The sequence below is a fragment of the Streptomyces shinuiensis genome, assembly GCF_043660855.1.
GTDB lineage: Bacteria > Actinomycetota > Actinomycetes > Streptomycetales > Streptomycetaceae > Streptomyces.
Map to the genome: position 1 here is coordinate 1,492,938 of NZ_JBIHML010000001.1, position 19,563 is coordinate 1,512,500.

Sequence of the window (19,563 nt, forward strand, 5' to 3'; positions counted from 1 at the left end):
GCGTCGCGGCCGGGCCCGTGGTGGCTCTCCCGCAGGGTGCACCGCACCGGTCAGGCGGCGACGACGTCCACGGCCTCCGCCGGCGCCTTGATGGTCACCCGCTCCCCCGACCGCTCCGTGACGGACGTCACGGTCACCGGGTTGAGAACGGGACGGCGCATCGGCGCGGGGACCGTGTCGCTCGCCGCGGACTGCGCCAGCTCCGCGAGCGCCAGCTCGTCGCTGACCTCCCGCATCAGCTCGGACATCCGCACATCCAGCGCCTCACAGATCGAGGCGAGCAGTTCGGAGGAAGCCTCCTTCTGCCCCCGCTCGACCTCGGAGAGGTAGCCGAGCGACACCCGGGCGGACGAGGAGACTTCGCGCAGGGTACGGCCCTGGCGCTGGCGCTGCCGACGCAGCACGTCACCCAGCAGGCGACGGAGCAGAATCATCGGTGGCTCCCTCCTAGGACCGCTGACCCGGATCCTTCTTGCCCCACCGTACCGCCTTGGACCGCGGCCGTGCGGGGAGCGATGCTGTGTTCACTCAGGGCTGCAAACATCCATTCCCCCCACTGTGTTCCGTATCCTTTGTCGGCGCATTTTCCATGAGTTCGCCCAGGAGCAGCCGGATGACGGCCCGTACGCTCCCGTCGCGGATCTCCGCGCGGTCGCCGTCCAGGCTCAGCCGCAGCGCCACGGGACGGGTGCCCCGGCCGGCCACCTCCGACCCGGCCGGCGTATCCGCCGTGTCCGCCGCGCCAGGCACCTCCGGTCCGGCGACCGCCACATAGACCATGCCCACCGGCTTGCCGTCCTGCGGCTCGGGGCCGGCCACCCCGGTGGTCGCCACGCCCCAGTCCGCGCCCAGTACGCGTCTGACGCCGGCCGCCATCTGCCGGGCCACCTCCGCGTCGACCGCGCCCCGCTCCCGCAGCAGCCTCCCGTCCACCCCGAGAACCTCGTGCTTGACCTCGGTGGCGTAGGCGGTCACCGAACCGCGTACGGTCGCCGAGGCACCGGGAGCGGCGGTCAGCTCGGCCGCGACGAGCCCGCCGGTCAGCGACTCGGCCGCGGCGACGGTCTGGCCGCGGTCCGCCAGCAGCTTCAGCGCCTGCGTGGTGATCTCCCCGGTCTCGCCGACGCCTCCGCCGGGACCGGGACCGGGCCCGGGCCCGGCCTCCCCCTTACCGCTCATCTGCGCGCTCCGCCGCCAGACCGGCCCGCCGCAGGACCACCGCCTGCCGTACGTAGTCCAGCCCGGTGCCGACCGTCAGCACCACGGCCGCGGCCATCACCCACCAGCGCAGCGTGGCGAGCGGACCCGTCAGGGCCAGGATGTACATGCCCACGGCGATGCCCTGGGCGAGGGTCTTCAGCTTCCCGCCCCGGCTGGCCGGGATGACGCCGTGCCGGATCACCCAGAAGCGCATCAGGGTGATGCCGATCTCCCGGAAGAGGATCACCCCCGTGACCCACCAGGGCAGGTCGGAGAGCGCCGACAGGCAGATCAGCGCCGCACCCATGATCGCCTTGTCCGCGATCGGGTCGGCGATCTTGCCGAAGTCGGTGACCAGGTCGTATCGCCGCGCCAGCTCGCCGTCGAAGAGATCGGTGATCATCGCGATGGAGAAGGCCGCCCAGGCGAGGGAGCGCCAGGCCGGGTCGTGCCCTCCGTCGGCGAGCATCAGGAACACGAAGGCCGGCACCAGGAGCAGCCTCACCATGGTGAGGATGTTCGCGATGTTCCACAGGCTCACCGTGCGGACTGCGGTGGTCTTCCGTTGCGCCATGGCTCCACCACTCGCTGCTGAGGCCGGGATGTCCGTCATGCCCCCGCCTCCTCACTCTCGGAGCACCCCCGGACGACGTCCGGGGGCGGCTCGGCAACGAGATCCACACCCTCGGTCGCCACCACCTTCGCTTCGACCATCTGTCCCACGGAGAGCCGCGAGGAGCCGGCGGGGCCGGTGAGGAGCGTCTGCCCGTCGGTCTCGGGGGCCTGATGTGCCCCGCGCCCGACCGGGCCGTCCTCGCCGTCCACCGACTCGACCAGTACCCGTACGGTCTCGCCGATGCGCTCCTCCGCACGCTGCGCGGTCAACTCCTCGGCGAGCCGCGAGACGTGGTCCAGCCGCTCGGCCACCGTCTCGGGGTCGGTCTTGTGCTCGTAGGTAGCCGCTTCGGTACCTTCCTCGTCCGAATACCCGAAGACTCCGATCGCATCCAGCCTGGCCGCGACCAGAAAACGCTCCAGTTCCGCGAGATCCGCCTCGCTCTCACCGGGAAAGCCCACGATGAAGTTCGAGCGGACGCCCGCCTGCGGCTCCCTGGCGCGGATGGTGTCCAGCAGTTCGAGGAAGCGGTCGGTGTCGCCGAAGCGCCGCATGGCGCGCAGCACACCCGGGGCGGAGTGCTGGAAGGAGAGGTCGAAGTAGGGGGCGACCTTCTCCGTCCCGGTCAGGACGTCGATCAGCCCGGGCCGCATCTCGGCGGGCTGCAGATAGCTCACCCGGATCCGCTCGATGCCGTCCACCGAGGCCAGCTCCGGCAGGAGCGTCTCCAGCAGGCGGATGTCGCCGAGGTCCTTGCCGTAGGAGGTGTTGTTCTCGGAGACCAGCATGATCTCCTTCACCCCCTGCTCCGCCAGCCAGCGGGTCTCGCCCAGCACGTCCGAGGGGCGCCGGGAGACGAAGGCCCCGCGGAAGGAGGGGATGGCGCAGAACGAGCACCGGCGGTCGCAGCCGGAGGCCAGTTTCACCGAGGCGACCGGACTGCTGTCCAGCCGCCTGCGCAGCGGCGCCCGCGGGCCCGATGCCGGGGCCACCCCGTCGGGCAGGTCGGCGGGTGCGGCCGCGGCGGCGTCCCCGTGCCCGGGCAGCGCGACGGCGGCACCCTGCCGCTCCGCCGGGCTGACGGGCAGGAGCTTGCGGCGGTCCCTGGGGACATGGGGGACGTGAGCGCCGCCGGAGAGGATGGTTTGGAGGCGGTCGGAGATGTCGGTGTAGTCGTCGAAGCCGAGCACCCCGTCGGCCTCCGGCAGTGCCTCGGCCAGTTCCTTGCCATAGCGCTCGGCCATGCAGCCGACGGCGACCACGGCCTGGGTGCGGCCGTGGTCCTTGAGGTCGTTGGCCTCCAGCAGGGCGTCTACGGAGTCCTTCTTGGCGGCCTCGACGAAGCCGCAGGTGTTGACGACGGCGACGTCAGCGTCGGCGGCTTCCTCGACGAGCTCCCAGCCGTCCGCCGCCAGACGGCCTGCGAGCTCCTCCGAGTCCACCTCGTTGCGGGCGCATCCAAGGGTGACGAGGGCGACGGTACGGCGTTCGGGCATGGGCTCAAGCCTACTTCGTTCCACCCGGCCCACCCGCCGCCAGGGTTGCGTCACCCCTGTTCCGGGTCTCCCTTGGTGTAGCTGACGCGCTGTACCTGGCCGACCTCGCCGACCTTGTCGACCTCCTTGCCGTTGACGAAGAGGGTGACCGCACCGGCGTTGCCGAGCACCAGGTCGATCCGCTTGTCGTCGGTGAAGGTCCTGGAGTCGCCGTTCTGGAGGACACCCTCCTCCAGCAGCCGTCCGTTGTGGGCCTCGGCGGAGAACCAGCTCTTGCCGTCCTCGGCGACCAGCTTGATCGTGACCTTGTCGGCGGGCGCGGCGGCGATGGCGCTCTCGGAGACGGACGGATCCGGGTCGGGCTTGGGATCGGCGGGCTTGGCCGGGTCCGGCTCGCCGACGGGATCCGGCGACGGACCGTCCTGGGCCACCGGGGCGCGTGCCGACTCGTCACCACCGCTGAAGAGGGTGAAGCCGACGAAGCCCACCACGGCCACGATCGCGGCGACCATGGCGGCGGTCCAGTTCGGGCGGCTCGGCTCGGGGCGGATGCGTTCGGCCTCGAAGAGCGCGGCCGCGGGAGTGGGCGCCGGACGGCCGCCGTGCTCGGCGTCGTACTGCGCCACCAGCTCGTCCGGATCGAGGTCGACGGCCTTGGCAAGGGTGCGGACATGGCCGCGGGCGTAGACGTCGCCTCCGCACCGGGAGAAGTCGTCCTGTTCGATGGCGTGCACGATCGGGACGCGCACACGGGTGGTCGCACTGACCTCGTCAACCGTCAGTCGCGCGTCGATACGGGCTTTCTGAATCGCCTGACCGACCGAAGGCCGGTCCTCTGGGGGAGAGTTGCCGATGGACACGGGGGCGCCTTTCGAGCGTGTAGCCACCTGCTGGATGTTCAGTCTAGAGGGGGTGCGGAAGGGTGGGGCAAGCGGGCGGAGGGAGTCTGTCCGCCATAGGGACGGCCATGCCGCCCATCGGTGAACACCGATCGCGCCCTCCTTCACGTTGACGTTTTGCCAGGGAAAAGGGTTGCCTAGCTCACTCTTACGAGTGAGTTTCCCCGCGGATCGTCGCGAGTACGTCATCCAGGTCGTCGGGTTTGACCAGAACATCCCGCGCCTTGGAGCCCTCGCTGGGACCGACCACCCCGCGCGACTCCATCAGGTCCATCAGCCTGCCCGCCTTGGCGAACCCCACACGCAGCTTGCGCTGGAGCATCGAGGTGGACCCGAACTGCGTGCTGACCACCAGCTCGGCCGCCTGGCACAGCAGGTCCAGATCGTCGCCGATCTCCTCGTCGATCTCCTTCTTCCTGCTCTGCCCGACGGTGACGTCGTCGCGGAATACCGGGGCCATCTGCTTCTTGCAGTGCGCCACGACGGCCGCGACCTCGTCCTCCGTCACGAAGGCGCCCTGCATACGGGTGGGCTTGCCGGCCCCCATCGGCAGGAACAGTCCGTCGCCCTTGCCGATCAGCTTCTCGGCACCCGCCTGGTCGAGGATGACCCGGCTGTCGGCGAGCGATGAGGTGGCGAAGGCCAGTCGCGAGGGCACGTTCGCCTTGATCAGACCGGTGACGACGTCGACGGAGGGGCGCTGGGTGGCCAGCACCAGATGGATGCCCGCCGCCCGCGCGAGCTGGGTGATCCGCACGATCGCGTCCTCCACGTCGCGCGGCGCCACCATCATCAGGTCGGCCAGCTCGTCCACGACGACCAGCAGGTACGGGTAGGGGGCGAGTTCCCGCTCGCTGCCCTCGGCCGCCTTCACCTTCCCGGCGCGCACCGCGGCGTTGAAGTCGTCGATGTGGCGGAAGCCGTAGGCGGCCAGGTCGTCGTAGCGCAGGTCCATCTCGCGCACGACCCACTGCAGCGCCTCGGCGGCCTTCTTGGGATTGGTGATGATCGGGGTGATCAGGTGCGGGATGCCCTCGTACGAGGTCAGCTCCACCCGCTTGGGGTCCACCAGCACCATCCGGACGTCCTCCGGGGTGGACCGGATCATCACCGAGGTGATCAGGCAGTTGATGCAGGACGACTTTCCGGAGCCGGTCGCACCCGCCACCAGGATGTGCGGCATCTTCGCCAGGTTGGCCGTGACGTAGCCGCCCTCGACGTCCTTGCCGAGCCCGACCAGCAGCGGATGGTCGTCGCCGGCGGCTTCCGCCAGCCGGAGCACGTCGCCGAGGTTGACCATCTCGCGGTCGGTGTTGGGGATCTCGATGCCGACCGCGGACTTTCCGGGGATCGGGCTGATGATGCGGACATCCGGGCTGGCGACGGCGTAGGCGATGTTCTTGGCCAGCGCGGTGATCTTCTCGACCTTCACCGCCGGGCCCAGTTCCACCTCGTAGCGCGTGACCGTCGGGCCGCGGGTGAAGCCGGTGACGACGGCGTCCACCTTGAACTCGGAGAACACGGTCGTCAGCGACTCCACGACCGCGTCGTTGGCGGCGCTGCGGGTACGGCCCGGCCCACCGCGCTCCAGCAGGTCGAGCGAGGGCAGCGCGTAGGTGACGTCCCCGGCGAGCCGGAGCTGCTCGGCGCGCGTCGGCAGGGTGTCGGCGGACGGCTCGGCCGGCGCCTTGGTCAGGTCCGGAACGGAAGCGGTCCGCCCCTTCCGCTCCGCGCTCTCCCGCTCCACGCTCCCCTGTTCCCGGCTCTGCCGCTCGCCCCGGCCGTCCCGGTCCGCGCGGACCGAGCTGGTGAGGTCCGCGACCAGCGGTGAGGGCTGTACGCCGTGCAGGACGGCGCCCTCAAGCTGGGCCGCCGCGGCGGCGGCCACGTCCACCGCGCCGGGGGAGCCGTCCGGGGTGCGCGGGGCCCGGGGGGCGCGGCGGGTGCGGCGCCGGCCGTCCAGCGCCTCCTTCTCGGCCTGGAACGCGTCGTCGCCGTCCTTGCGCAACCTCGCCCGCCGCGGCCGGGGTTCCTCCCCGTCGTACGCGTCGCGGTCGACGTAACCCTCCGGCCTGCCGCGGGGACCGGCGTCCTCGGCCACCAGCCCCAGTCGCACGCCCAGTTGGCGCAGCCGCTGGGGAACGGCGTTGACGGGGGTGGCGGTGACGACGAGCAGCCCGAAGACCGTCACCAGCAGCAGCAGCGGTACGGCCAGGGCGGCGCTGACGGTGAGGACCAGCGGCTGGGAGACCGCCCAGCCGATCATGCCGCCCGCGTCCCGTACCGCCTCGTGCCCCTCACCGCGCCCCGGCGAACCGCAGGCGATGTGCACCAGACCCAGTACACCGACGGCCAGCGCGGACAGCCCGATGACGATGCGCCCGTTGGCCTCCGGCTTCTCCGGATGCCTCATCAGCCGCACCGCGACGGCGCCCAGCAGCACCGGCGCCACCAGGTCCATACGGCCGAAGGCCCCGGTCACCAGCATCTCGACCAGCTCGCCCACCGGCCCTCGCAGATTGGACCAGGTACCGGCCGCGATCACCAGGGCGATGCCCAGCAGCAGCAGCGCCACCCCGTCCTTGCGGTGCGCCGGGTCCAGCCCCCTGGCCCCGCGGCCTATGCCGCGCAGCAGCGCCCCGACGGTGTGCGCGACTCCGAGCCATACGGCCCTGACCAGTCGGAAGATCGCGTTGGTCGGAGACGGCGCGGGTCCGGGCGGAGTCTTCGCCGCCGTCTTCCTCGCCGCCTTCCCGGCCGCCGGCTTCCTGGGCGCGGCAGGCCTCGGTGCCGGGGCCTTCCTGGCGGGAGCCTTCTTGGCGGGCGCCTTCCTGGCAGCCTTGCCGGACGTACGTGAGGCCATGGTGCCGAGATTACCCGCGAGAGCCCCTCAAGACACGGACGCCCGTGCGGTCGGCGGGACGGGGTGCGCCCGGTCTCCGGCACACGGGAACCGGCGGGATGACGTCCCGTCGGGACACCCGCCCGCCTGGCGGCAAGTCAGCTCTGCGACGGAAGCGAGGCCGACCGGCCGTCGTTGCCCGGCTCCAGCGCGTCCAGTGCCCGCCGCAGACCGGTGAGCTTGCGCTCCAGATGGGCGGCCGTGGCGACGGCCGCGGCGTCCGAGGACTCGTCCAGGTGCTTGGAAAGCGCCTCGGCCTGCTCCTCCACCGCCGCCAGCCGCGCGGAGAGTTCGGCCAGGAGGCCCGAGGACTCCGTTCCCCTGTCGCCGTCCTCGCCGGAGCGCCGGCCGTCCATCTGAAGCCGCAGCAGGGCGGCCTGCTCACGCAGCTGAACGTTCTTCATGTACAGATCGACGAAGACCGACACCTTCGCCCGCAGCACCCACGGGTCGAACGGCTTGGAGATGTAGTCCACCGCGCCGGCCGCGTAGCCGCGGAAGGTGTGGTGCGGACCGTGGTTGATGGCCGTGAGGAAGATGATCGGGATGTCCCGGGTCCGCTCCCGCCGCTTGATGTGGGCGGCGGTCTCGAAACCGTCCATGCCCGGCATCTGCACATCCAGCAGGATGACCGCGAAGTCGTCCGTGAGCAGCGCCTTGAGCGCCTCCTCCCCTGACGATGCCCGCACCAGCGTCTGGTCCAGCGCGGAGAGGATGGCCTCCAGCGCCAGCAGATTCTCCGGTCGGTCATCGACCAGGAGGATCTTGGCCTTCTGCACCATGGCCCGTCCTCCTCGCCCCGGCAGCGCTCTGGACGCCGCCACCGGCAACGACTCCTTTGCGCCGCCCGTTCCTGTGCCGGTCATGGTAGCCCCACCTCGCGGCCCACCACACCCTGTCACCGAGATGTCACTGTGCACGTACCTGAAACGCTGTGAGAGATCCGAAGGTTCCCCGATTGCAGCATTTCCACACCTAATGCGTCGCACTTCACCGGCACGCCGCCGACCACGGAACCATCGCACATCACTCCCCGCGCATCCACTGCGCCATGACGGACAGCAGGTGATCGGTGTCCACCGGCTTGGTGACGTAGTCGGACGCCCCCGCCTCGATGCTCTTCTCCCGGTCGCCCTTCATGGCCTTCGCCGTCAGCGCGATGATCGGCAGCCCGGCGAACTGCGGCATCCGCCGGATCGCCGCAGTCGTGGCGTACCCGTCCATCTCCGGCATCATGATGTCCATCAGGACGACCGCCGCGTCGTCGTGCTGCTCCAGCACCTCGATGCCCTCGCGCCCGTTCTCCGCGTAGAGCACCTGCAGGCCGTTCTGCTCCAGCACGCTGGTGAGCGCGAAGACGTTGCGGATGTCGTCGTCGACGATGAGCACCTTCTCACCGTCGAAGACCCCCCGCGGACGCCCCTCCGCCCTCCGGGCGGTGTCCTGCCACACCTCCGTGCCGCTCTCCGCCTCCTGCGGCGCGGGCCGCTTCCGCGGCATGGGCGGCAGCTGGCGGCGGCGGGACGCGAGAGCCGCCGCGGCACGCTCGGCGGCGGGCACGTCCAGGGTGCCGCCCGCCTCCCGGACCGGCTCCTGCACGGCGCCGGACACGACGGGCGCACCGGGCACGGCGGAGAGCGTCCCGGAGCCGCCGCCGGGCTCGCCCTCGACCGCGTGTGCGGCCTCCGGGGAGGCCTCGCCCGGCTGCGGATAGGCCTGGGGCGGCGGCTCGCTGGAGGTGAGGGGCAGGTAGAGGGTGAACGTCGAGCCGCGGCCCGGCTCGCTGACCGCGTGGATCTCGCCGCCGAGCAGTCGCGCGATCTCCCGGCTGATGGACAGTCCCAGCCCGGTGCCGCCGTACTTGCGGCTGGTCGTGCCGTCCGCCTGCTTGAACGCCTCGAAGATCACACGCATCTTGCTCTGCGCGATCCCGATGCCGGTGTCGGTCACCGAGAAGGCGATCAGGCCGGAGTCGGCGTCGCGCAGCGAGCCGTGCTCCAGCATCTGCTCGCGGATCGACTCCGGCACGTCCGACCCGGCCGAGCGGATCACCAGCTCCACCGCGCCGCTGTCGGTGAACTTCACCGCGTTCGACAGCAGGTTGCGCAGCACCTGCAGCAGGCGCTGCTCGTCGGTGTGGAGGGTGGGGGGCAGCTCCGGCGAGACCCGCACGGAGAAGTCGAGCCCCTTCTCCGCGGTGAGCGGCCGGAAGGTCGCCTCCACGTAGTCCACGAGCTGTACCAGCGCGATACGGGTCGGGCTGACGTCCATCTTACCGGCCTCGACCTTGGACAGGTCCAGGATGTCGTTGATCAGCTGGAGCAGATCGGAGCCGGCGCCGTGGATCGTCTCGGCGAACTCCACCTGCTTGGGCGAGAGGTTCCCCTCGGCGTTGTCGGCCAGCAGCTTGGCGAGGATCAGCAGCGAGTTGAGCGGGGTGCGCAGCTCGTGCGACATGTTCGCCAGGAACTCGGACTTGTAGCGCATCGAGACCGCAAGCTGCTCGGCGCGCTCCTCCAGGACCTGCCGGGCATCCTCGATCTCGGAGTTCTTGATCTCGATGTCGCGGTTGGTCTTGGCCAGCAGCTCCGCCTTCTCCTCCAGCTCCTCGTTCGAGGCCTGCAGGGCACGCTGCCTGCTCTCCAGCTCCACCGACCGCTCCTGGAGCTGCTCGGCCAGCTCCTGCGACTGCCGCAGGAGCACCTCGGTCTTGGTGTTGACGCTGATGGTGTTGACGCTCGTGGCGATCATCTCCGCGATCTGGCTCAGGAAGTCCTTCTGGATCTGGGTGAAGGGCTGGAAGGTGGCCAGTTCGATGACGCCGAGCACCCTGCCCTCGAAGAGCAGCGGCAGCACGATCACCTGGGCGGGCGGCGCCTCGCCGAGTCCGGACGCGATCTTCAGATAGCCGGGCGGTGCGTGCTCGACCAGGATCGTGCGCTTCTCCTCGGCCGCGATGCCCACCAGGGACTCGCCGGGCAGGAAAGTGGTGGGCATGGTGCCCGGGGAGTAACCGTAGGTGCCGATCATCCGCAGCTCGTACGAGCCGTCCTCGCTCGCCCCCACCCCGAGCTCCGGGCCGCCGCCGGTCGGAGCCGCGACGAAGAAGGCACCGTGCTGGGCGGAGACCACCGGGGTCAGCTCGCTCATGATCAGCCGCGCCACGTCCTCCAGGTCGCGGCGGCCCTGCATCAGACCGGAGATGCGGGCGAGGTTGCCCTTGAGCCAGTCCTGCTCCTGGTTGGCGAGCGTGGTCTCGCGCAGCGTGGCGATCATGGTGTTGACGTTGTCCTGGAGTGCCAGGATCTCGCCGGCCGCGTCCACGTCGATCTTCACGTTGTGGTCGCCGCGGGTCACCGCCGCGGCGACCGCCGCGATGGCGCGCACCTGGCGGGTCAGATTGCCCGCCATCTCGTTCACCGACTCGGTGAGGTCCTTCCAGGTGCCCGAGACGCCGTCGACCCGCGCCTGGCCGCCCAGCTGTCCCTCGGTACCCACCTCGCGGGCCACCCGGGTGACCTGCTCGGCGAACGAGGAGAGCTGGTCCACCATCGTGTTGATGGTGGTCTTCAGCTCCAGGATCTCGCCGCGCGCGTCGATGTCGATCTTCTTGGTGAGATCGCCCTTGGCGATCGCGGTGGTGACCATCGCGATGTTGCGGACCTGGCCGGTGAGGTTGGAGGCCATGGAGTTCACGGACTCCGTCAGGTCCTTCCAGGTGCCCGACACCCCCGGCACCCGCGCCTGGCCGCCCAGGCTTCCATCGGTACCCACCTCGCGCGCCACCCGCGTCACCTCGTCGGCGAACGACGACAGGGTCGTCACCATGGTGTTGACGGTGTCGGCGAGCTGGGCGACCTCGCCGCTGGCCTCCACGGTGACCTTCTTGGTCAGGTCGCCGTTGGCGACCGCGGTGGCGACCTGGGAGATGTTGCGCACCTGCCCCGTCAGGTTGGACGCCATCAGGTTGACGTTCTCGCTCAGGTCCTTCCAGATGCCGGTGACACCCGGCACATGGGCCTGGCCGCCGAGGATGCCCTCGGTGCCCACCTCGCGGGCCACCCGCGTGACCTGCTCGGCGAACGACGAGAGCTGGTCCACCATCGTGTTCACGGTCGTCACCAGGGCGAGGATCTCCCCCTTGGCATCGACGGTGATCTTCTTGGACAGGTCGCCCCGGGCGACCGCGGTGGTGACCTCGGCGATGTTTCGCACCTGCGAGGTGAGGTTGTTCGCCATGCCGTTGACGGACTGGGTGAGATCCTTCCAGGTGCCCGAGACCCCCTCCACCTCGGCCTGGCCGCCGAGGATGCCCTCGGTGCCCACCTCGCGGGCCACCCGCGTGACCTGCTCGGCGAACGAGGAGAGCTGGTCCACCATCGTGTTGAGGGTGTTCTTCAGCTCCAGGATCTCCCCGCGCGCGTCCACGTCGATCTTCTGCGACAGATCACCGCGCGCCACCGCCGTCGCGACCTGCGCGATGTTGCGGACCTGGGCCGTGAGGTTGCCCGCCATGCCGTTGACCGAGTCGGTCAGGTCGCGCCACACCCCGGCCACGCCCGGCACCTGCGCCTGACCGCCCAGCCGCCCCTCGGTGCCCACCTCGCGGGCCACCCGGGTGACCTGGTCCGCGAAGGCGGAGAGCTGGTCCACCATCGTGTTGATGGTGTTCTTCAGCTCCAGGATCTCCCCGCGTGCGTCGACCTCGATCTTCTGCGACAGATCGCCCCGCGCCACCGCCGTCGTCACCTGCGCGATGTTGCGCACCTGCGAGGTGAGGTTGCCCGCCATGAAGTTGACGGAGTCGGTCAGATCCTTCCAGGTTCCCGAGACGCCGTCCACCCGCGCCTGACCGCCCAGCCGCCCCTCGGTGCCCACGTCCCGGGCCATCCGGGTCACCTGCTCGGCGAACGAGGAGAGCTGGTCGACCATGGTGTTGACGGTGTTCTTCAGCTGGAGCATCTCGCCGGAGACGTCCACCGTGACCTTCTGCGACAGATCACCGTTGGCGACCGCCGTCGTCACCTGCGCGATGTTGCGGACCTGACCGGTGAGGTTGCGGAACGCGGTGTTCACCGAGTCGGTGAGGTCCTTCCACGTCCCCGCCGCACCCGGCACCTGCGCCTGACCGCCCAGCTCGCCCTCGACACCGACCTCCCGGGCGACCCGGGTGACCTCGGAGCCGAAGGCGGAGAGCTGGTCGACCATGGTGTTGACGGTGTTCTTCAGCTCCAGCATCTCGCCGGAGACGTCCACCGTGACCTTCTGCGACAGATCACCGTTGGCGACCGCCGTCGTCACCTGCGCGATGTCCCGCACCTGCGCCGTGAGGTTGCGGAACGCGGTGTTCACCGAGTCGGTGAGGTCCTTCCACGTCCCCGCCGCACCCGGCACCTGCGCCTGACCGCCCAGGACGCCCTCGGTACCGACCTCGCTGGCCGCGCGCGTCACCTCGTCGGCGAACGTCCGCAGCGTCTCGGTCATCGTGTTGATGGTGTCGGTGAGCTGCGCCACCTCGCCGCGCGCGTTCACCGTGACCTTCTGCGACAGGTCGCCGTTGGCGACCGCGGTGGTCACCCGTGCGATCTCACGCACCTGGGAGGTGAGGTTGCCCGCCATCGTGTTGACGGAGTCGGTCAGGTCCTTCCACACACCGCCGGCGCCCGGCACCCGCGCCTGCCCCCCGAGCTGGCCCTCGGTGCCCACCTCGCGTGCGACGCGCGTCACCTCGGACTGGAAGGCGGAGAGCTGGTCCACCATGGTGTTGACGGTGTTCTTCAGCTCCAGCATCTCGCCGGCCACGTGCACTGTGACCTTGCGCGACAGGTCGCCCTTGGCGACCGCGGTGGTCACCAGCGCGATGTCGCGGACCTGGGCGGTCAGCCTGGACGCCATCGTGTTGACGGAGTCGGTCAGGTCCTTCCAGGAGCCGGACATGCCGCGCACCCGCGCCTGGCCGCCCAGCTTCCCCTCCGTGCCCACCTCGCTGGCGACGCGCGTCACCTCGTCGGTGAACGTCGAGAGCTGGTCGACCAGCCCGTTGACGGTGCGCCCCACCTTCAGGAACTCGCCCCGCAGCGGGTGCGTCGCCCCGCCCGGTCCCTGGACCCGCAGGTCCATCCGCTGTTCCAGGTCGCCCTCGGCCACCGCCGACAGTACCCGGCCGACCTCGGAGACGGGCCGCACCAGATCGTCCACCAGCGCGTTCGACGCGTCGATGGCGGTCGCCCAGGCCCCCTCGCAGGCCCCCGTCTCCAGCCGCTCGGTCAACTTGCCGTCCTTGCCGACCACCCTGCGCACCCGGGCCAGCTCGCTGGTCAGATGGAGGTTGCGGTCGGCGACCTCGTTGAAGACGGCGGCGATCTCGGCCATCGGGCCGTCGCCGGCGACGGTGAGGCGCTTGCGGAAGTTCCCGTCCCGCATCGCCTCCAGGGCGGTCAGCAGCCGGTTGACCGCGGCCGCCTCAACCTCGATCACCCCGTTTGCCCGAGACCGTCCGCTTCTCGTGCGCGTGCTGGCGCCTCGCGCCGCTCCGCCAGACTGCACCGTGTCCCTCCCGCTGGGTCGAACGTTCCGCCCGGGCATTCACTTCGAGCCTTCCCAGTGTTTCACCATGGTGGAACCAGGCGATAACAGTTCGGCAGCATCGCACACCACCGACTGAACGCCCCAAGGGGGAAACACCCGCATCCGGGGTCCGCCGGTACTGCGAACGTAAGTAACCTGGCATCCGGCTGTCCATCCGCTCCGGCCCGCCGGGCGCGAAGGACACGTGGTCACGACGGGTATTCGAAGGGGCGCTGCGGTGGACGAGGCGAGTGCCGGGCAGCGGCTGGCCGCAGCGGTGGGCGTCCAGCGGGGCCCCCTGCCGCCCGCGCGTACGGACGGCGACGACAGATCCATGGGGAGAGCAGTGATCACGGCGCGAGCAGCGGCCACCTTCGAGCCGGTCGGACGCTCGGTGGCGAGTGCCCGCGCCTTCGTACGCGACACCCTCCAGGGCTGGGGCCTGGCCGACATCGTGGACGACGCCGTCGTCCTCACCAGCGAGCTGGTCACCAACGCCGTCGTCCACGCCGGCACCGCCGCCGACGTCCTGTGCCTGCGCGACGGCGACGAAAGCGTGCGCGTGGAGGTCGCCGACCACTACCCCGACCGCGGGCTGCCCGTCCAGGACCTGGGCCACCACTTCGGCGACCCCGACCGCGAGGGCGGTCGCGGCCTGCTGCTGTGCGCCTCGCTCGCCGACCGCTGGGGGGTGGAGTACACCGCCGTCGACAAGCGTGTCTGGTTCCGCCTGGAGCTTCCCGATCGCCCGGTCGGCACCCGCAGCGCCGGCCCCGCGCTCCCCGACAGCGCCCTGCCCACGACCGACACCCGGGTCCGCGTCGCCGTCCTGCAGGTCGACCGCTCCGGTGCCGTCTGCGCCTGGAACGACGACGCCCGCGAGCTGTTCGGCTACACCGCCGAGCAGGTCACCGGCAAGCCGCTGACCGATTTCGCCGCCTGGCCCCACACCCCCGGCATCGGCACCGGCATCGCCGAGGCACTGGCCCTCTCCCGCTGGGAGGGCTCGTACGGAATCCGCGGCTCGGACGGCCGCACCGTCCCGGTCTACGCCTCCCACCTGCGCGTACGCGACGCCGACGGCGAGCCGTCCACCGTCTGCCTGCTGGTGCGCGACCACGAGCGCGCGGTGCTGCAGTCCCCCACGCGCGGTGCGGCGTCCGACTCCGCCGGCACCCCGGAGAACCGCGACCGGGCCGGCACCGACCCCTTCGAGACCTTCATCGGCTCCCCTCCCCCGGACGATCTCGACGGCCTCCTCCAGCGCACCGTCGAGCGTGCCCGCGACATGCTCGACGGCGACGCCGCCTTCCTCCTGCTGGCCACGGACGACGAGACCGAGCTGGAGGTCCGTGCCACCACCGGCCTGCCCTCCGCCCGTCAGCGCTTCGCCCGTGTCCCCGTCGAGGCGGGCAGCGGCCGCTACGGCTCGGCCCGGATGCCCTCGGTGCACGAGGACCTCTCCGCGGTTCCCGGCGCGGTCCCCCTCCTGGAGGGGACGGGGATGCGCTCGGTCGTCACAGTCCCGCTGAAGGTCGAGGGGCGGCTGACCGGCTCCCTGGGCGTCTCGGCCGAGGCTCCGGGCCGCTACACCAACGAGGAGGCCCTGCGACTGCAGTTCGCCGCCGACCGGATCGCGCTCGCGGTGGAGTCCGCGCGCCTGACCGAACTGGAGCGGCTGCGCCGCGGCTCGCTGTCCTTCCTCGTCGAGGCGTCCGACCTGCTCGCCGGCACGCTCGACCGCGACCAGACACTCGCCCTGATGGCCCAGATGACGGTCCCCACTCTCGCCACCTGGTGCGCCGTCTACACCATCGCGGACCAGTCCTCCGAGCCCGAGCTCTCCTACGTCCTGCACGAGGACGAGGACCGCATCGACGGCCTCAAGGCCCTGCTGTCCAAGGTCCCCCCGCCCGATCCGGTGCCCACCCCCGGCGCGCGGGTGTGGACCGCCCCGGGCGACGCGGCGCACTCCGCCGCGCTGCGCACCTCCCTGCGCAGCCTGGGCCTGGACCAGAGCGGTCTCTCCCTCGACCGTCTGCCCGCATCCATCTCCTCGAACGTCGCCGGCACCACCCTCGCCACCGCCGCCACGGTCGGCGGGGAGACGGTGGTACTTCCGCTGGTGGCCCGCAACCGCGTCATCGGCATGCTCACCCTGGGCAAACCGACCGAGGATCGCTTCCGCCAGGAGATCCTGGAACTGGCCGAGGACCTCTCCCGCCGGGCCGCCCTCGCCCTGGACAACGCCCGGCTCTACAGCGAGCGCACGGCCATCAGCCAGTCTCTCCAGCGCAGTCTGCTGCCGCCCGAGCTCCCCGACGTACCCGGCGTCGAGGTCGAGGTCATCTACCGCGCCGCGGGCGAGGGCAACGAGGTCGGTGGCGACTTCTACGACCTCTTCCCCATCCGCGACGGCGCGTACGGCTTCGCCATCGGCGACGTCTGCGGCACCGGCCCCGAGGCCGCGGCCGTCACCGGACTGGCCCGCCACGCGCTGCGCCTGCTGGCCCGTGAGGGCTTCGGGGGCCCGGCCGTCCTGGAGCGGCTCAACGCCGCGATCCTCGACGAGGGTGCCCGCAGCCGGTTCCTGACCCTGCTCTACGGCGAGCTGTGGCCTCAGCCGGAGGGCGGCGCCGTCCTCAAGGTCGTCTGCGCGGGCCACCCGCTTCCGCTGCGGTTGCGCCAGGACGGCACCGTCGAGCCGGCCGCGGAGCCGCAGCCGCTGCTGGGCGTGATGGACGATCTGGAGCTGTACGAGGAGACCGTCACCCTCGACCCGGGCGATGTCCTGCTGTGCGTCACCGACGGCGTGACCGAACGCCGTGAGGGCGACCGCATGCTCGGCGACGACGGCCTCGCCGACGTCCTCACGACATGCACGGGCCTGACGGCGGGCGCGGTGGCCGCGCGCATCATGCGCGCGGTGGAGCGTTTCGCCGCCGATGCCCCCTCCGACGACATGGCGATCCTCTCGATGCGCGTCCCCGAGTGACGGCGGGCCTGCCCGCGGGCGCACAACGAAACGATGAGGCCCCCGCCTTGCGGCGGGGGCCTCATCTCTTTCCGGAGCCCCAATACGGAATCGAACCGTAGACCTTCTCCTTACCATGGAGACGCTCTGCCGACTGAGCTATTGGGGCGAGCCAGCGGAATAGATCATACCTGAATCCCGGGGCGCCGTTGACCACCCGGCCCGCCCCGCTTGCCCACCGCTCCTCAGCAGGCCGGTTCCATCAGCAGGCCACCCAGCGCGTTGCAGGCCGAGACGATCCGCTGCAGCTCGCGGCGGGTCGTCGACGCCTCCAGGGGGAGCGCCAGGCACTCCCCCACCGCCCGCTCCGTCTCCGGCAGCCGGACATCCACCCGGAACTCCGGCAGACGGTGCACAGGCGTCCTCACCGGCACGTGGCACCGCACTCCGCGGGCCCACAGGGCGTGCTTGAAGACATCCCTGTCGGGCCGCCCGTTCCCCGGCACCCGCACCACGTACTGCTCGTAGGTGTGGCGCACCCCGGCCGCGGCGCGCGGGACGACCACACCGGTCAGCCTCGCGTTCAGGAATTCGGCGTGCTGCCTGCGCCGAGCGGCTTCCACCGAGGAGACGACGGCCGGCTCCCCAGCGTCGATCACCTTCATCCCGTGGCGCTGTGCCAGCGCGTGCAGGCAGACCATGTCGGCGGGGTGGCCGAAGAGATGCACGGGAACCACCGCGGCGGTCCGCTCGTTCACCACCGCGGCGACGGAATCGGGATCGATGCAGAGACTCCCGGGGTCGACATCGGCGAAGACGGGCAGTGCGCCGGTCTCCCGTACGGCCGCCGCCATCCCGCTGTCGCAGTACGCGGGCACGATCACCTCGTCCCCGATACCTATGCCCTGCTTCTCGAGCCCGGCTCGTAGCGTGCCGCTCGGCGTCGTGGTTCCCATGCCCGAGATGCTGGCGGCGCCACATGAACTCCCGGTTACACAACACAAAAAGGCCGTGGTCCCCGGACTTAAATCCGGGGACCACGGCCCACTAATTGTTCGGCGGCGTCCTACTCTCCCACACGGTCCCCCGTGCAGTACCATCGGCGCTGAAAGGCTTAGCTTCCGGGTTCGGAATGTAACCGGGCGTTTCCCTCTCGCTCTGACCACCGAAACACCATGACACACACGCAACCGCCGGCCAGACGGGTCGTGGTCTCAGAACCCACACAGTGGACGCGAACATCTACGGACAAGCCCTCGGCCTATTAGTACCGGTCAACTCCACCCCTTGCGGAGCTTCCATCTCCGGCCTATCAACCCGGTCGTCTCCCGGGAGCCTTACCCCCTCCAGGGGGTGGGAGCCCTCATCTCGAAGCAGGCTTCCCGCTTAGATGCTTTCAGCGGTTATCCCTCCCGAACGTAGCCAACCAGCCATGCCCTTGGCAGAACAACTGGCACACCAGAGGTTCGTCCGTCCCGGTCCTCTCGTACTAGGGACAGCCCTTCTCAAGACTCCTGCGCGCGCAGCGGATAGGGACCGAACTGTCTCACGACGTTCTAAACCCAGCTCGCGTACCGCTTTAATGGGCGAACAGCCCAACCCTTGGGACCGACTCCAGCCCCAGGATGCGACGAGCCGACATCGAGGTGCCAAACCATCCCGTCGATATGGACTCTTGGGGAAGATCAGCCTGTTATCCCCGGGGTACCTTTTATCCGTTGAGCGACGGCGCTTCCACCAGCCACCGCCGGATCACTAGTCCCGACTTTCGTCCCTGCTCGACCCGTCAGTCTCACAGTCAAGCTCCCTTGTGCACTTACACTCACCACCTGATGACCAACCAGGCTGAGGGAACCTTTGGGCGCCTCCGTTACCCTTTGGGAGGCAACCGCCCCAGTTAAACTACCCACCAGACACTGTCCCCGATCCGGATCACGGACCCGGGTTAGACATCCAGCACGACCAGAGTGGTATTTCAACAACGCCTCCACACACACTGGCGTGCATGCTTCACCGGCTCCCACCTATCCTACACAAGCCGAACCGAACACCAATATCAAGCTGTAGTAAAGGTCCCGGGGTCTTTCCGTCCTGCTGCGCGAAACGAGCATCTTTACTCGTAGTGCAATTTCACCGGGCCTATGGTTGAGACAGTCGAGAAGTCGTTACGCCATTCGTGCAGGTCGGAACTTACCCGACAAGGAATTTCGCTACCTTAGGATGGTTATAGTTACCACCGCCGTTTACTGGCGCTTAAGTTCTCAGCTTCGCCACCCCGAAGGATGACTGACCGGTCCCCTTAACGTTCCAGCACCGGGCAGGCGTCAGTCCGTATACCTCGCCTTACGGCTTCGCACGGACCTGTGTTTTTAGTAAACAGTCGCTTCTCGCTGGTCTCTGCGGCCACCCCCGGCTCACACCGCACGGGCGATCACCGGATGTGGCCCCCCTTCTCCCGAAGTTACGGGGGCATTTTGCCGAGTTCCTTAACCATAGTTCACCCGAACGCCTCGGTATTCTCTACCAGACCACCTGAGTCGGTTTGGGGTACGGGCCGCCGTGCAACTCGCTAGAGGCTTTTCTCGACAGCATAGGATCATCCACTTCGCCACCATCGGCTCGGCATCAGGTCTCAGGCCTCGTGCCAGACGGATTTACCTGCCTGGCGCCCTACACCCTTACCCCGGGACAACCACCGCCCGGGCTGGACTACCTTCCTGCGTCACCCCATCACTCACCTACTACCGGATCGGGCCGTCGGCTCCACCGGCACCGCACCCCGAAGGGCACGGGCGGCTTCACGGACTTAGCATCACCGGGCTCGGCCCTTGCGCTCCACAGCGGGTACCGGAATATCAACCGGTTATCCATCGACTACGCCTGTCGGCCTCGCCTTAGGCCCCGACTTA

10 protein-coding genes, 1 tRNA gene and 2 rRNA genes (1 of these 13 cut by a window edge) are annotated in these 19,563 nt (G+C 69.8%); 1 reads left to right on the forward strand and 12 read right to left on the reverse strand.

The genetic code is table 11. The features are described from left to right. Window positions 1–50 precede the first annotated feature (50 nt). The 8 genes from ACGRHY_RS06485 to ACGRHY_RS06520 form a co-directional block, all read right to left on the reverse strand. Entirely contained in the window at window positions 51–434 is a 384-nt protein-coding gene (locus ACGRHY_RS06485) for a helix-turn-helix domain-containing protein (RefSeq protein WP_237878127.1), read from the reverse strand. Between the two features lie 94 nt (window positions 435–528). After that, window positions 529–1,179 (reverse strand): CinA family protein, encoded by a 651-nt coding sequence (locus ACGRHY_RS06490; protein ID WP_394634444.1) that lies wholly within the window; start codon window positions 1,177–1,179, stop codon window positions 529–531. After that, window positions 1,169–1,813: a CDP-diacylglycerol--glycerol-3-phosphate 3-phosphatidyltransferase gene (gene pgsA, locus ACGRHY_RS06495; RefSeq protein ID WP_394634445.1), complete on the reverse strand. Its 645-nt coding sequence runs from the start codon at window positions 1,811–1,813 to the stop codon at window positions 1,169–1,171. The genes ACGRHY_RS06490 and pgsA overlap by 11 nt, the downstream gene beginning before the upstream one ends. Beyond that, window positions 1,810–3,312, reverse strand: coding sequence for a 30S ribosomal protein S12 methylthiotransferase RimO (gene rimO / locus ACGRHY_RS06500; RefSeq protein WP_394634446.1), 1,503 nt, complete (start codon window positions 3,310–3,312; stop codon window positions 1,810–1,812). The genes pgsA and rimO overlap by 4 nt, the downstream gene beginning before the upstream one ends. Window positions 3,313–3,362: 50 nt before the next feature. Further along, window positions 3,363–4,172 (reverse strand): helix-turn-helix domain-containing protein, encoded by an 810-nt coding sequence (locus ACGRHY_RS06505; protein ID WP_394634447.1) that lies wholly within the window; start codon window positions 4,170–4,172, stop codon window positions 3,363–3,365. A 187-nt stretch (window positions 4,173–4,359) separates the two neighbouring features. Beyond that, entirely contained in the window at window positions 4,360–7,074 is a 2,715-nt protein-coding gene (locus ACGRHY_RS06510; protein WP_394634448.1) for a DNA translocase FtsK, read from the reverse strand. Window positions 7,075–7,211: 137 nt separating this feature from the next. Further along, window positions 7,212–7,895 (reverse strand): response regulator, encoded by a 684-nt coding sequence (locus tag ACGRHY_RS06515; RefSeq protein ID WP_394634449.1) that lies wholly within the window; start codon window positions 7,893–7,895, stop codon window positions 7,212–7,214. A 244-nt stretch (window positions 7,896–8,139) separates the two neighbouring features. Continuing rightward, complete coding sequence (locus ACGRHY_RS06520; RefSeq protein ID WP_394634450.1) at window positions 8,140–13,659, reverse strand: HAMP domain-containing protein; 5,520 nt, start codon at window positions 13,657–13,659, stop codon at window positions 8,140–8,142. 367 nt (window positions 13,660–14,026) lie between these two features. On the opposite strand from ACGRHY_RS06520, the gene ACGRHY_RS06525 reads away from it, so the two are divergent. Continuing rightward, window positions 14,027–16,675 carry a SpoIIE family protein phosphatase gene (locus ACGRHY_RS06525; protein WP_394637945.1) on the forward strand — a complete coding sequence of 883 codons (2,649 nt, stop codon included), beginning with the start codon at window positions 14,027–14,029 and terminating at the stop codon, window positions 16,673–16,675. A gap of 75 nt (window positions 16,676–16,750) precedes the next feature. On the opposite strand, the gene ACGRHY_RS06530 is transcribed toward ACGRHY_RS06525, so the two are convergent. The 4 genes from ACGRHY_RS06530 to ACGRHY_RS06545 all read right to left on the reverse strand — a co-directional run. Beyond that, window positions 16,751–16,823: transfer RNA gene (locus ACGRHY_RS06530), tRNA-Thr, on the reverse strand. Window positions 16,824–16,899: 76 nt separating this feature from the next. Beyond that, a complete protein-coding gene (locus ACGRHY_RS06535; RefSeq protein ID WP_394634451.1) occupies window positions 16,900–17,610 on the reverse strand; it encodes a DegT/DnrJ/EryC1/StrS family aminotransferase in 711 nt (236 codons plus the stop codon). A 97-nt stretch (window positions 17,611–17,707) separates the two neighbouring features. Next, a 5S ribosomal RNA gene (rrf, locus tag ACGRHY_RS06540) occupies window positions 17,708–17,824 on the reverse strand. 74 nt (window positions 17,825–17,898) lie between these two features. After that, window positions 17,899–19,563, reverse strand: a 23S ribosomal RNA gene (locus tag ACGRHY_RS06545) (it continues 1,455 nt past the right edge of the window).

Excerpts from the sequence above, each read along its gene's own strand:
- ACGRHY_RS06485 (WP_237878127.1), bottom strand. The coding sequence starts at position 434 with ATGATTCTGCTCCGTCGCCTGCTGGGTGACGTGCTGCGTCGGCAGCGC.
- ACGRHY_RS06490 (WP_394634444.1), bottom strand. The coding sequence starts at position 1,179 with ATGAGCGGTAAGGGGGAGGCCGGGCCCGGGCCCGGTCCCGGTCCCGGC.
- pgsA (WP_394634445.1), bottom strand. The coding sequence starts at position 1,813 with ATGACGGACATCCCGGCCTCAGCAGCGAGTGGTGGAGCCATGGCGCAA.
- rimO (WP_394634446.1), bottom strand. The coding sequence starts at position 3,312 with ATGCCCGAACGCCGTACCGTCGCCCTCGTCACCCTTGGATGCGCCCGC.
- ACGRHY_RS06510 (WP_394634448.1), bottom strand. The coding sequence starts at position 7,074 with ATGGCCTCACGTACGTCCGGCAAGGCTGCCAGGAAGGCGCCCGCCAAG.
- ACGRHY_RS06515 (WP_394634449.1), bottom strand. The coding sequence starts at position 7,895 with ATGGTGCAGAAGGCCAAGATCCTCCTGGTCGATGACCGACCGGAGAAT.
- ACGRHY_RS06535 (WP_394634451.1), bottom strand. The coding sequence starts at position 17,610 with ATGGGAACCACGACGCCGAGCGGCACGCTACGAGCCGGGCTCGAGAAG.